Origin of the sequence: Bacillus sp. J33 (genome assembly GCF_000518885.1) — a bacterium.
Taxonomy (GTDB): Bacteria; Bacillota; Bacilli; order Bacillales; family Cytobacillaceae; genus Cytobacillus.
On the sequence record NZ_JAEL01000013.1, the window covers coordinates 1 to 13,732 of the forward strand.

The 13,732-nt window shown below is 41.2% G+C and carries 12 protein-coding genes and 1 pseudogene; 9 read left to right on the plus strand and 4 right to left on the minus strand.

Going from position 1 to position 13,732, the window contains the following annotated elements; translation table 11 throughout:
- A pseudogene (locus L634_RS0105780) lies at window positions 1-182 on the minus strand (DDE-type integrase/transposase/recombinase); the annotation flags it as partial.
- Window positions 183-346: 164 nt separating this feature from the next.
- Here L634_RS0105780 and L634_RS0105785 point away from each other — a divergent pair.
- From L634_RS0105785 to L634_RS0105815, 7 genes are all read left to right on the plus strand, one after another.
- Window positions 347-1,570 carry a dihydrolipoamide acetyltransferase family protein gene (locus L634_RS0105785; protein ID WP_026581627.1) on the plus strand — a complete coding sequence of 408 codons (1,224 nt, stop codon included), beginning with the start codon at window positions 347-349 and terminating at the stop codon, window positions 1,568-1,570.
- Window positions 1,571-3,010: a dihydrolipoyl dehydrogenase gene (gene lpdA, locus L634_RS0105790; RefSeq protein WP_026581628.1), complete on the plus strand. Its 1,440-nt coding sequence runs from the start codon at window positions 1,571-1,573 to the stop codon at window positions 3,008-3,010.
- Between the two features lie 209 nt (window positions 3,011-3,219).
- Entirely contained in the window at window positions 3,220-4,335 is a 1,116-nt protein-coding gene (gene hppD / locus L634_RS0105795) for a 4-hydroxyphenylpyruvate dioxygenase (protein ID WP_026581629.1), read from the plus strand.
- A gap of 212 nt (window positions 4,336-4,547) precedes the next feature.
- Window positions 4,548-5,642: a histidinol-phosphate transaminase gene (hisC, locus tag L634_RS0105800; RefSeq protein ID WP_026581630.1), complete on the plus strand. Its 1,095-nt coding sequence runs from the start codon at window positions 4,548-4,550 to the stop codon at window positions 5,640-5,642.
- A gap of 6 nt (window positions 5,643-5,648) precedes the next feature.
- Window positions 5,649-6,269, plus strand: a complete 621-nt coding sequence (locus L634_RS0105805) for a flavin reductase family protein (RefSeq protein ID WP_026581631.1) — start codon at window positions 5,649-5,651, stop codon at window positions 6,267-6,269.
- A 4-nt stretch (window positions 6,270-6,273) separates the two neighbouring features.
- Window positions 6,274-7,197, plus strand: coding sequence for a fumarylacetoacetate hydrolase family protein (locus L634_RS0105810; RefSeq protein ID WP_026581632.1), 924 nt, complete (start codon window positions 6,274-6,276; stop codon window positions 7,195-7,197).
- Window positions 7,198-7,206: 9 nt separating this feature from the next.
- Window positions 7,207-8,361 (plus strand): homogentisate 1,2-dioxygenase, encoded by a 1,155-nt coding sequence (locus tag L634_RS0105815; protein WP_026581633.1) that lies wholly within the window; start codon window positions 7,207-7,209, stop codon window positions 8,359-8,361.
- Between the two features lie 35 nt (window positions 8,362-8,396).
- On the opposite strand, the gene L634_RS0105820 is transcribed toward L634_RS0105815, so the two are convergent.
- Complete coding sequence (locus L634_RS0105820; RefSeq protein WP_026581634.1) at window positions 8,397-9,251, minus strand: DegV family protein; 855 nt, start codon at window positions 9,249-9,251, stop codon at window positions 8,397-8,399.
- Between the two features lie 203 nt (window positions 9,252-9,454).
- On the opposite strand from L634_RS0105820, the gene L634_RS0105825 reads away from it, so the two are divergent.
- Window positions 9,455-9,811, plus strand: coding sequence for a tetratricopeptide repeat protein (locus L634_RS0105825; RefSeq protein WP_026581635.1), 357 nt, complete (start codon window positions 9,455-9,457; stop codon window positions 9,809-9,811).
- A 139-nt stretch (window positions 9,812-9,950) separates the two neighbouring features.
- On the opposite strand, the gene abc-f is transcribed toward L634_RS0105825, so the two are convergent.
- Entirely contained in the window at window positions 9,951-11,510 is a 1,560-nt protein-coding gene (gene abc-f / locus L634_RS0105830) for a ribosomal protection-like ABC-F family protein (protein ID WP_026581636.1), read from the minus strand.
- A gap of 101 nt (window positions 11,511-11,611) precedes the next feature.
- Window positions 11,612-12,163 carry a pyridoxamine 5'-phosphate oxidase family protein gene (locus L634_RS0105835; RefSeq protein WP_198029697.1) on the minus strand — a complete coding sequence of 184 codons (552 nt, stop codon included), beginning with the start codon at window positions 12,161-12,163 and terminating at the stop codon, window positions 11,612-11,614.
- A gap of 100 nt (window positions 12,164-12,263) precedes the next feature.
- On the opposite strand from L634_RS0105835, the gene pdxR reads away from it, so the two are divergent.
- Complete coding sequence (gene pdxR / locus L634_RS0105840; RefSeq protein ID WP_026581638.1) at window positions 12,264-13,679, plus strand: MocR-like pyridoxine biosynthesis transcription factor PdxR; 1,416 nt, start codon at window positions 12,264-12,266, stop codon at window positions 13,677-13,679.
- The last annotated feature ends 53 nt before the right edge of the window (window positions 13,680-13,732 follow it).

Genomic DNA, 13,732 nt, shown 5'->3' on the forward strand with positions numbered 1-13,732 from the left:
TGTTCTAGAACTTCAATGACCGGAAGGTCATCCACTTGAAGTTTTCGATAAGGTTTATTTACGGGCTGTTCAGTAGGTTTAACGAACATGCTTTTACCAATCAATAAAGTAAGCAATGTTCGAATGAGTTGTTCTTGATAGTTTATAAAAGTTAATAAATAGGTTATAATTTGAGGGTACAAATTGTCACTTCCATTCTTGGTTGTTGGGTGTGTGGTAACCTCAATTATCCAAAGAATTTAGGGGGTGGCAATTTTTTTGCCTATAAAGCCCTCTATGGAGATATTTTATAACCTATTTCTTATAGAAGTTTTGACAATACGATGAAGTTTTAGGAGGGAAAACAATGGAAGTCAAACTTCATGATATAGGAGAGGGCATGACAGAAGCAGAAATAAATTGCTTCTTAGTCAAACTGGGGGATGCCATCAAGGCTGATGACCCGCTTGTTGAAGTCCAAACTGATAAAATGACCGCTGAAATACCGGCTCCCAGAGGAGGTATCATAAAGGAATTTAAAGTTGAGCCCGGCGATACGGTTTCGGTCGGGACTACCCTATTAATTTTAGAGGTTGAAGGCCAAGCTGGTACGGAAAAGGAAGAGCTAATTATCTCTATGGGGGACGGCTCTGAGCTGCCGGAAGAGCCTCTGAAATCTTTTGCGGCAGTCAGAGGAAAACGAGTGCTTGCTTCTCCATTTACGAGGAAAATTGCACGCGAAAATGGCATCGATATTGTGAATGTCACAGGGACAGGTCCTGCAGGCCGGGTAATGGATGAAGATATCTATAAATACATGGCATCAGCACAGAATAAGCCGGAACCTGCTGAACAAGAACAAGCTGTTTCCCAGCAATTAAAATCCACAACTGCTGTGAAAGAGGTTATACCTTTCAGAGGCAGACGGAAACAGATTGCAAAGAAAATGGCGCAATCGCTCTATACTATTCCGCATTGTACGCATTTTGAAGAGATCGATGTAACTGAGCTGATCTCTTTTAGAAAAGAACTGAAGAGCCTTAACCAGAATATTTCGGCAACAGCGTTTTTTTTAAAGGCTTTGTCTATCTGCCTAAAAGAATATCCGGTATTTAATGCGGAGCTTTATGAAGAAAAGGAAGAAATTCATTTGTTGAGGGAGCATCATATCGGCATTGCGGTGGATACGGAAGAGGGTCTTATCGTTCCGGTCATTAAGCATGTTGAAAATAAATCAATCCGGGAGATTCATGCAGAAATGAAAAACCTTACGGAAAAAGCAATTGAAAATAATCTTTCTATTAAAGAAATATCTGGCGGGACATTCACGATCAGCAATGTTGGGCCGCTTGGCGGAAGCTTCGGAGCGACTCCAATTATTCAGTATCCGCAAACTGCTCTTGTTTCTTTCCATAAAACGAAAAAAATGCCTGTTGTGTCAGACGATGACCAGATTGTAATCCGCTCTATGATGAATATATCCATGTCCTTTGACCATCGAGTTGCAGACGGTGCAACTGCGGTACGCTTTACAACCCGATTTGCTGAATTGATTCAAAATCCGAAAATGCTTGTCCTGGAGTTGGTATAAATGGTTGTTGGAGAACTTGCACATGAGCGTGACGTAATCATTATCGGCGGCGGCCCTGGAGGATATCATGCAGCTATCCGTGCTGCACAGCTTGGACGCAGTGTTACATTAGTTGAACGAAACCAGCTTGGAGGCATTTGTTTAAACAAAGGCTGTATTCCTTCAAAAATTCTTACACAGGCAGGTGAGAAATTGACTTCCTTTCAGGAGGGAGAAAACTGGGGACTGGAAGGTGATGCTGTTTCCTTTAACATAAAAAAGCTTCAGCAATCCAAGCAGAAGACGATTGAACAGCTCCGTACAGGAATTGAGGCACTTTGCCAGGCCAATGAGATTGAAATTCTTGAAGGTTCCGCATTTTTTCTGGCTGAAGATAAGGTTGGATTGGAAAATGGAGACAAATTTGATGTTTTTAAATTCAAAGATGCAATCATAGCAACCGGCGGAGCACCCAAAAAACCTCAATGGCTTAAAGAAAATAGCGAAAGAGTATTAGATATTCATTCTATTGCTGATTTGGGCGAAATACCTGGAAAGCTTTTAGTTTATGGCAGTGACTATATTGCATTGGAAATAGGCATGGCTTATCAGGCTCTTGGTTCTGAAGTGACTCTTATCCTGGATGAAGGAAAGGCTGATTTTGACTTTGACCAATCAATCTGCCGGGAACTCAAAAGAATTTTAAAAAAGAAAAAGATAAATGTTGTAAGGAATGCGGCTGTAATAGAATCACACCTTCAGGAGGAAAGTCTGGCATTAACAGTAGATTCAAAGGGAAAGAAGGAAACTGTTTCTGCCACCCATTTATTTGTATCGACATCCATAAAACCAAATACGGATCAGCTCGGCCTTAATCGCATAGGGGTTATGCAATGTGAATCAGGTTTTATAAAAGTGGATCATCAAAGCAGGACATCACAGAATCATATATTTGCGGTTGGGGATGTAACAGAAGGCCCAGCGCTTGCTTTAAAGGCTATTAAACAAGGAAAAACAGCTGCTGAAGCAATTGCCGGTATGGAATCGGAATCCGATTTTACATTTGTTCCAATCGTTGCACACACTGAGCCCCCTATTGCCAGCGCCGGTTTAACCGAAGCGCAAGCGCTTGATTTGGGGTACGATATGGAAATTGGCCACTTTCCATTAACAGCTAACGGATATAGTACATTAATCGGTAAAAAGGATGGATTTATTAAAGTTATTAGCAATAAGGAAAACCATGTGCTGCTGGGTATTCATATGGTGGGGCATGGTGCGGTTGAGCTTATTTCAAGCGGCATAACAGCTATGGAAATGGCAGCTAGGGATGAAGATCTCATTTTCCCTAACTATCCGCATCCAAGCGTAAATGAAGGTTTGCTGGAAGCTGTGGAGGCTTTGAAAAAACAGGCTATCCACCTGACCCCGATCAAGAAAAAAGAGAGATTAAAAGTTTAGCGCCTAAATGGCTTAGGAAACTTCTATATCCAGTGATTATTAGCAGCAGATTAGAATAACAGCAGAGATTTTAATTCTATATCGTTCGAATTTCGTTTTACTTTACCGCAGAAGTGCATTATAGCTTTAACTTGAACTCTTGAGAACATTTGCATGTTTCATATATTATAAATTCGAAATATTAATAATTTTTAAACGGAGGGATATGCATGCAAGAGGAAAAAGTGTTAAAGGTACAAAAAACAGAGGATTTCTTTCCTGTAAAGGAAGTAGATTATTTAGAAATTTACTCTGGCAATGCGAAGCAGTCCTGCCATTATTTCTGTACAGCTTTCGGCTTTAAGCCTGTTGCCTATTCAGGACTGGAAACTGGCAACAGGGAAACCGTTTCCTATGTCCTTCAGCAAAGAAAAATTCGGCTGGTGATTACCGGGACATTAACCGATAGCTCAAGAGTATCAGGATTTATCAATAAGCATGGAGACGGCGTTAAAGATATCGCTTTAACGGTTGATGATGTTGAAAAGGCCTACCAAGCCGCAGTTTCAAGGGGCGCTATTGAAATCCAGCCTCCATATGAGATGAAGGATGAACATGGCATAGTAAAAAAAGCTGTTATTGGTACATATGGAGATACAATCCATACATTGATTGAGCGAAATAATTATAAGGGAGTTTTCCTGCCTGGCTATGAACCGTATGAAACAAATGTTCCATTCGAGGATGCTGGGTTCATCGGCATCGACCATGTTGTCGGCAATGTAGAAAGAATGGAAGAATGGGTAAATTATTATGCGAACGTGATGGGCTTCAAGGAAATGAAGCATTTCACTGATAAGGATATTACAACAGAATACTCTGCTTTAATGTCCAAGGTCATGCATAATGGCGGCAGAATCAAATTCCCAATCAACGAACCTGCAGAAGGAAAACGGAAGTCGCAGATTGAGGAATATCTCGAATACTATAATGGGCCTGGTGTGCAGCACCTTGCCATTCTAACCGAGGATATTGTGAAAACTGTAAGCATCCTCCGCAAAAATGGGGTGGAGTTTTTAAGCACGCCTGATTCTTACTATGAAATGCTTTCTGATCGGGTAGGAAAAATTGATGAAGAGATTGATAAGCTAAAAGAATTAAATATTTTAGTTGACCGTGACGATGAAGGCTACTTGCTGCAAATCTTTACGAAACCAATTGTTGACCGGCCAACGTTATTTATTGAAGTCATTCAGCGTAAAGGAGCCCGAGGCTTTGGTGAAGGAAACTTTAAAGCGCTCTTCGAATCGATAGAACGTGAACAGGAAAGGCGAGGAAATCTATAATCATAATGCTGTAAAGGGAGATGCTTTCTCCCTTTTTTAATAAGAGTAATCAACTTTGATAATCGTCTATATCCGCAAGAAACATTTTGCCAGTTTAATGATCGCTACATGACTATAAGCGTTAGCTTTTTGGAGGAGCGTCTGCCCCTCTAGGTCACACTAGCCTGGGATGAACAAGGCACTTACGCTTTTCGAAAAAGGAGGCAATGCCGATGGCTAAAATCCAGACAAAAAGTGCCGTGGAAAAGATAGCATCTTATCCCCTCGGAACCTCTCCTCAAGAGATTAAGGAGAAATTTAATTTAAAGGCTGTCCGGAAAATGTCTGATAATGAAAATGTGTACGGCTGTTCCGCTGAAGTGAAAGAGGGCATCAGCAAAGCAATGAATAGCCTTAATTATTATCCTGATGGTACCGTTTCCTTGCTGATTCGCAAGCTAGCGGAGTTTTATAATGTTAGTGAAGACAAATTCCTGGTCAGCAATGGTTCTGAGGAATTGATCCGCCTTCTGACTAGAGCTTACATAACCCCAGGGGATGAAGCAGTAATGGCGGAAATTACATTTCCAAGGTATGAAACAAATGTAGCCATCGAAGGGGGAAAACCTGTAACCGTCCCTCTGAAAAATGGCAAACATGATCTAGACGCTATGTATAGGAAGATAAATCATAAAACTAAAATGGTGTTTATCTGCAATCCTAATAATCCTACGGGTACGATTGTAGGAAAAGAGGAACTGAACTGTTTTATTGAGAATATCCCGCCGAACATTTTGATTATCCTGGATGAAGCTTATTACGAGTACGTGAGATCAAAGGATTACCTGGATTCCCTTCCTCTTCTTGCTAAATATCCGAATTTGATTGTTCTGAGGACTTTTTCAAAGATTTACGGTCTTGCCGGGCTTAGAGTCGGTTATGGACTGATGGACTCAGAAATCGTAAAACAGCTTCATAAGGTAAAGGATGTTTTTAATGTAAACCATCTTGCGCAGGCAGCTGCGGCAGCAGCTCTGAATGACCAGGCATTTGTGAAGGAATGTGCAGAAAAGAATGCTGCGGAAATGGAATTTGTATGTCAGAAGCTTAAAGAGCTGCCTATTGGATTTTTTCCTTCCCAAACCAACTTTGTCTGCGTTTTCAGCCAATATCCGATCGCGGAAAATCTTATTTCACATGGGCTGGTTGTACGGCAAATGAAGCTCAATGGTTATAAGGATGCCTTTCGTATGACGCTTGGCATAAGGAAAGACAATGAAGCAGCAATAAAGGTAATCAGTAAGCTTTTGAAAGAAAAGGCGGTGTAAATGTAAATGGAAATCAATCCAGCAAGTCTTGAATGGAAGGATGCCTATAAGCTAATGGTTGGTTCAATCCTGCCGCGTCCTATCGCGTTTGTGACAACAATTGATGAGGATGGGAATGTAAATGCCGCTCCATTCAGCTTTTTTACTGCGATCTGCGCAGATCCGATGCTTATTTGCTTTTCGCCCATGAGGAAAGGAACAGACGGCTCCAAAAAAGATACGCTGGCTAATATTGAAGCGACCAAGGAGTTTGTTATTAATATTGTGAGTGAAGATTTTACAGAAAAGATGAATATTTGTGCAGCCGATTATCCAGCCGGTACAGATGAGCTGGATGCAGCCGGGCTGGCAAAAGAAAAAAGTACAGCCGTTAAGCCGCCAAGGGTTAAGGATTCGAAAATTCACCTGGAATGCAGTTTATACCAACTGCTGCATTTTGGGGAACATGCCGGATCAGGCAGTCTTGTAATTGGAAAAGTTGAACATGTGCATGTAGCGGGCGATCTTTATGAAAATGGCAGAATCAATTCTGAGAAACTTAAACCTGTCGGCCGTATGGCAGGTCATATATATACAAGGCCTTTGACCGATGTGTTTGAGTTAATCCGAAAAACGGAGCCAAGGTGATGCTATGAAATTCATAACCTTTCAAAAAGACGATGGATCCATAAGAGCAGGATGGCTGAAAAATGAAGAGTATGCTGTTGATATGCATGAAGCAACAAATGGTGTGCTACCCAAAACAATGCTTGCATTCTTGGAAAATCATAAGTTTTTTATGGAGTTTCTGTCAGCCGGCAAAAAGCTGAAGAACACGGATAAAGGAGTATATCCCTTATCAGAAGTTGTTCTAAAAGCCCCTCTTCCGAATCCAAAAAGCTTCCGTGATTTTTATGCTTTCGAAGAGCATGTGAAAACAGCAAGGGCAAACCGAGGACTTGATATGACACCTGAATGGTATGATATTCCAGTTTTCTATTATTCTAATCATCTTGGCATAAAGGGCCCTAATGACGAAATCACGCGTCCGAGAAATTGTGAATGGCTTGATTATGAGCTAGAGATTGCCTGTATCATTGGAAAAGAAGGAAGGGACATTAAAGCTTCTGAAGCTGATAAATATATCTTTGGATACTGCATCTTGAATGACTGGAGTGCAAGGGATATCCAGAGGGAAGAGATGAAGGTAGGGCTTGGCCCGGCAAAAGGAAAGGATTTTGCGACTTCAATTGGACCGTATATTATTACGAAGGATGAACTTGAAGATTTCCGTGTAGAAAACGGCTACGATTTGCCGATGACTGCGAAAGTGAATGGGACTCTTTTATCTGAAGGAAATATGCAGGATATCTATTATTCTTTTTACGAAATGATTGAAAGGGCATCAGATGGAGTAACCATATGCCCCGGGGAAATCATTGGCTCCGGTACCGTTGGCAGCGGCTGCATCCTTGAACTCGGTACCGATGTTCATCGCTGGCTAGAGCCCGGGGATGAAGTGGAGCTTGAAATTGGCGGTCTTGGAATCTTAAAAAATAGAATTGCAAAAGAGTGAGGTGGGAATATGTATTATCGCCAAATGGGGAACATCCCCCATAAGCGGCATACGGCTTTCAGAAAGCCGGACGGAACATTATTCAGGGAACAGGTTATGGGCACTAAGGGATTTTCCGGAACACAATCGATTCTTTATCATCACTATATGCCGACAGAAGTGGCACGTACTGAGCTGACCGGAAAATATATCCCTGAATATGAGGATCAGGAATGCTTAAAGCATCGGCATTTGCTGACAGATCAAATTGAGAAGAAAGGCGATGCATTAAAAGCAAGGGAATACTTGCTTGGAAATGATGATCTTATAATAGGAACTGCAAATATTACAGAGCCGATGAATAGCTTTTACCGAAATGGCGACGGTGATGAAATGCTCTATATCCACTATGGAAATGGAAAAATAGAGACAATGTTCGGTACCCTGACTTATCGGCCTGGCGATTATGTAATTATTCCGATCGGCACTATTTACCGTGTAATTCCAAATGAAAATGAGACGACTAAAGTATTAGTTGTCGAGTCTTTTAGCCAGATTACCACGCCTAGGCGATACCGTAATGAATATGGGCAGCTGCTCGAACATAGTCCTTTCTGTGAAAGAGACATACGTGGCCCGGAAAGACTGGAAACCTTCGATCAAAGAGGGGAATTTGAAGTCATTACGAAAACAAGGGGCTACTTGCATTCACATATCCTGAATCACCACCCGCTTGATGTGGAAGGTTGGGATGGCTATCTTTATCCCTGGGTATTTAATATTGAAGATTTTGAACCTATCACTGGAAGGGTTCACCAGCCTCCGCCAGTCCATCAAACCTTCGAAGGTAATAATTTCGTTGTATGCTCCTTTGTTCCAAGGCTGTATGACTATCATCCAGAAGCCATCCCGGCACCATACTATCACAGCAATGTGAACAGTGATGAGCTTCTCTACTATGTAGAGGGGAATTTTATGAGCCGAAAGGGCATAAGGGAAGGCTCCATAACGCTTCATCCCAGCGGAATTCCGCATGGGCCGCATCCTGGAAAAACAGAAGCAAGCATCGGGAAAAAGGAAACGCTTGAACTTGCTGTAATGATCGATACCTTCAGGCCTTTAAAAATAGTGAAGCAGGCAAAATTAATTGAAGATAAAAAGTATATGTACACATGGGTTGAATGAGCAAAAAGCACTTTCCCTTATGGGAGAGTGCTTGCTTACTTTTCATTATGCCAAATAATAGCCAGTGTTCCTTCACCGGCATGGGCGGCAATGGCGGAGCTGATTTCACCTATGAATAGATCAAGGCGGGGAAAATGTGATTTGATTTCTTCCGCCAATTCATTTGCTTTATCCGGTACATTTCCATGCATAATTTGGACTTGCGGAATGGTATGCTTGCTGTATGACTCTTCCAGCAGTTCTAACATTCTCTTAATTGCTCTTTTTTCAGAGCGGACTTTATCAAACAGCTCAAATTCACCTTCACGGTTAATGCGGATAATTGGCATAATTTTTAAAATGCTGCCAAGCAAATACTGTGTTCCTGACATGCGGCCGCCTTTATAAAATTGCTCAAGGCTTCCTAGCAAAATATAATTCTCTGACTTATCAGCCTCAAATTGCAGGATTTCGGCAATTTTTTGGGCTGGCATATCATTATTAGCGAGCATGATCCCTTTTTGAATCAGAGTTGTAATGGTGTATGACATACATTTGGAATCAACGGCCCGAACAGAAAAGGCGGCTAACTCGGCCCCGGCAAGGCAGCTGTAGAGTGTGCCGCTAAGTTTGCCTGAAATATGGACGGCAATAGCTGAATCATAATCCCCTTTCAGTTTTTCAAATAACTCAGCAAATCTTCCAGCAGAAGGCTGTGATGTTTTGGGTACTTCTTTTTCTGTTCGAATGCGGTCATAGAGCTGGTCAGTCGATAAATCAATGCCATCTTCAAAGAAATCCTCTCCGAAAGTTATCGTAAGTGGTACGACATATACATCAGGATGATCCAGCAGTTCTTTTGTTAAAAAAGCTGTACTGTCTGTAATCCAGGCAATTCTTTTAGTTGTCATGTATGTATTAGTCCTTTTTTAAAATTTTTTGGTAAAAATTAAACCGCTTCCATTTTTCAAAATTCACTTTATTATACACTATGAAACCTCGCCCGTATTGCTTTTTATGTAGCCATTTTAAGGAAATGCCGGACAACTATAGCAAAGGTGATAACATGACACTTTTTTCATTTATAAAGCGAAAAGAGAAATAGGAACCATATGTGAACAGAGCCTTTAAATATGATAGGCCAGGGTCAAGAGATCCAGCAATTGCCATTATGCAGGAAGCTGTCCAAAAGCCATTTTCCGTTAAAGAAATTGCCAGCGGGTATTTTTATCTGGGCATTCTTTATGAGGAACAGCAAGATTTGGAGCTGGCAGCAGATCACTATGAAAAAGCATTTCAGCTGGTAACTGATGAGGATATACCCTGTAACAGCGGTTATAAACGTGCTATGCAATTATTTATTAAAATTGGACATAGGGAAAAGGCAGCTTATTGGCTGGAGCAGCTATTAAAACGAGAAAGGTATAATCGAAAGTTTATGCGTTTGGAGAAGTTGAGGAAGGAGGTATAAAAACATCGAATATCACTGTATAACTTGATTTTATCAGCCTTATTCACCAGTTTATCGGCCATTTTATAAATTTTATCGGCCTAAATCAAAGGTTTATCGGCCAAACAAAAAATCCCCTGCCAAACAGGGGATTCCTATCTTAGTTTGGATTCAATTGCTGTGACCATTCTTCCACATTCCAAACTTTTGTTACCCAGTCTTCGTAAAAGTCCGGTTCGTGGCAGACGAGCACTACTGTACCCTTATAGGCTTTCAGTGCCCGCTTTAATTCTTCTTTTGCGACCACATCAAGGTGGTTGGTTGGCTCATCAAATAGAAGCCAGTTGCTTTCATTCATTAACAGTTTGCAAAGGCGAACTTTTGCCTGCTCTCCACCGCTCAGCTGGTTCATTGGGCGGGAAATGTGTTCATTTTTCAATCCGCATTTTGCCAGTGCGGCCCTTACCTGGTGCTGGTCCATTCCAGGGAATTCGCTCCAGACGTCATCGATTGGCGTAATGTTTCCAGCCTTTACTTCCTGTTCAAAATAGGAAGGGTAGAGGAAGTCGCCTTGTTCAATTTTGCCGCTGATTGGCTTGATTTTTCCGAGCATCGTTTTCAGTAACGTCGATTTTCCTACACCGTTGCAGCCGACTATGGCAATTTTTTCGCCTCGCTCAATAGTCATGGACATCTTTGGCAATAATGGGTGCGTGTAGCCAATCTCAAAATCTTCACCTTGAAACACAAAACGGCTGCTGCCGCGTGATTCTTTGAATTCAAAGGTTGGTTTCATGGCAGTTTCAGGACGGTCAATTCTTTCCATCCGGTCAAGCTGCTTTTGGCGGCTTTTTGCCCGTCCAGTTGTTGAGTAGCGGGCTTTATTCTTCGCAATAAACTCTTCCTGCTTCTTAATAAATTCCTGTTGCTTTTCATAGGCATTGATATGCTGGTTTTTATTAATTTCGGCCAATTCCAGGAATTTCTCATAGCTTGCTGTATAGCGCGTCAGCTTGGAGAACTCAAGATGGAAAATCGTATTCGATACTTGATTCATAAATTCAGTATCATGCGAGATTAGCATGAATGCATATGGATATTCTTTAAGATAATTGGTCAGCCAGCGGATATGCTCGACGTCCAGATAGTTTGTCGGCTCATCAAGAAGCAATACTTTCGGCTGCTCCAATAGCAGTTTCGCCAAAAGCACCTTTGTACGCTGTCCGCCGCTCAAAGCTGCCACATCGCGGTCAAGACCAATGGCGTCAAGGCCAAGGCCTCGTGCCGCTTCTTCAATTTTTATATCTAAAGTATAAAATCCGCCAGCATCAAGTCTGTCCTGGATTACACCCATTTTTTCGAGGAGTTCTTCCAATTCTTCAGGAGTGGCATCTGCCATTTTGGCAGTTACTTCGTTTAATTCCTTTTCCTGCTCAAAAAGCGGAAGGAACGCATCCTTAAGAACATCACGCATCGTTTTGCCGGGTGTAAGCACTGTATGCTGATCCAGGTAGCCGTATTCAACTCCCGGTGTCCATTCTACGCGGCCGGAATCATGAATCAGCTGGCCTGTAATAATATTCATAAGAGTTGATTTGCCTACCCCATTTGCTCCTACAAGTCCTACATGGTCTTCTGCCAGCAGACGTAACGAAACATCTTTAAATAATGTTCGATCTCCAAATGTGTGGCTCAATTTATCTACAGTTAATAAACTCATTATTTTTTATCCTCACTTTGCCATAAATAATCCATCTCTACATGATACTAGATTTTTAGCAGTTCGACTAGACGGAAACGTGTGGAGAGGAGGAATTTTCTTTAGGATTCTGCATCGGCAGCCACAGTTCTTCCAGGAAAAAAACTTGACTGTTGATCCAATGGATTCTCTTTAGCAGTAATCGTTTGCGGGATTAATCTGAAGACAGCTGTTTTACTTCCGAGTGATGAACGGTATTTTTCCACATGTGACCTTGCAAGCTTATTCTGGTAATATCCTGGCACATATTTATCCAGCATGCTTTGCATAGCTGCTGTTGCTTCCTCCAAATCAGCTGCTTTTTCAATCTTTCCAAAAACTATTACACTCATATATGCTGTATCTGTTTTGGCGGGAACTGGATGTGCCATGGTTCCCAGCTCTTCGCTTATGGTAAAGCAGGCATTTGGGTTTTTAGCCATTATATCAATCTTTCTTCCATCGGAAGCTCCATGAAAATATATATATCCATTATGCCAGCAAAAATTCAGCGGAATCACATACGGAAAACCTTCATCAGATAAGCCCAAAAAGCCAGTCTTAGCGTTAGATAAAAAATTCTCAATCTCCTGTTTATCTTTCCACTCCATCATTTTTTGTCGCAATTGATACATCTGAACTCCTCCTTATATATGGTAAAATCATTGTAAAAAAGCGTTGACCCTATTCATAGTGACAGTTTTGAAATTTTTTGAAGGGTCAGATGGAGGAATAATGGAGATAACCCCCTATATTGATAAACGTAAAAAGGAACCATTATATACACAAATTTATATTAGTATAAAGAGCGGGATTGAGGGAAGACGAATACCGCCAGGCTCCAAACTTCCTTCGATCCGACAGCTTTCACAAAATTTAAAAGTCAGCAAGAATACAATAGAAGTAGCCTATCAGCAGCTAATAGCGGAGGGCTATGCCGAAGCCAAGCCTAAAAGCGGAATTTTCGTATTGCCAATAGATGAAGTTCTAAGACCAGAAGAGCCATTAAGGATGGTGCCGGTTAATCCTAAAAAGCATATTTGTGAATCTTTTAAATATGATTTTCAATACGGGGATATTGATATTCCAAGCTTCCCAATGAAAAAATGGCGCAAATGTCTAAATGAAGCCCTCGATTCATCGGATACATTCTCCTTTAATTATGGTAATAAGCAGGGGGAGGAAGCTCTGCGAAAACAAATAGCCTTATATTTATATATAAGCAGGGGAGTAAACTGCAAACCAGACCAAATTGTCATTACCTCAGGCACACAGCAATCCATACGTTTATTAATAGACCTTGCTGCCCTTAAAGAAAATTTAATAGGTTTTGAAGACCCGGGATATGATGGGGTACGTAAGATCTTTTCCCATGAAAATTGCCAAGTTAGTCCCATACCGCTGCAGGAGGATGGAATTGATTTAGAAGCTATCCCCTTCGGCACAAAAGCTGTTTATGTTACATCTTCACATCAATTTCCGATGGGAATGATTCTTTCAATCCAGAAGAGAAAAAAACTTTTGAATTGGGCGCATCAAACAGGAGGGTATATTATTGAGGATGATTATGATGGGGAGTTCCGTTATCAGGGGATGCCCATCCCTCCATTAAAAGTTTTGGATGAAGGGGAAAGGGTAATCTATCTCGGCACTTTTTCAAAAAGTTTCCTTCCATCTGCACGATTAAGTTATATTGTCCTTCCGCTTGAATTGGCTGAACATTATAAAGCGGAAAGCCAGCTTTATCAACAAAGTGTTCCAGCGGTTATTCAAAAGGCGGCAAGCCTTTTTATTTCTTCTGGGGATTTTGAACGCCACATACGAAGAATGCGAAAGATTTATCAGGGTAAACACAGAGTCCTGCTTGGAAGCATTGAAAAATTCATGGGGAATAAAGTTAAGGTTATAGGCGAGAAGGCGGGTCTGCATATTCTGCTAAAAATAAAAAAACGAAAAGCCGATGAACTCATCGAGGCAGCAAGCTTGAGAGGAATAAAAATATACTCTGCTGATGCTTACTTGATGAAGACTATGATTAGCGAAGACGCAACAATTATGCTGGGATTTGGGGGACTGACAGAAGAAGAGATTGAAAAAGGGATAAAATGCTTGAGTGAGGCATGGTTTAGTCAAAGTAAAGGCATCCATTGAGAAAAATGGATGCCTTTATAATTGAAAAAATGAGAATATAAATGAGAATAGAA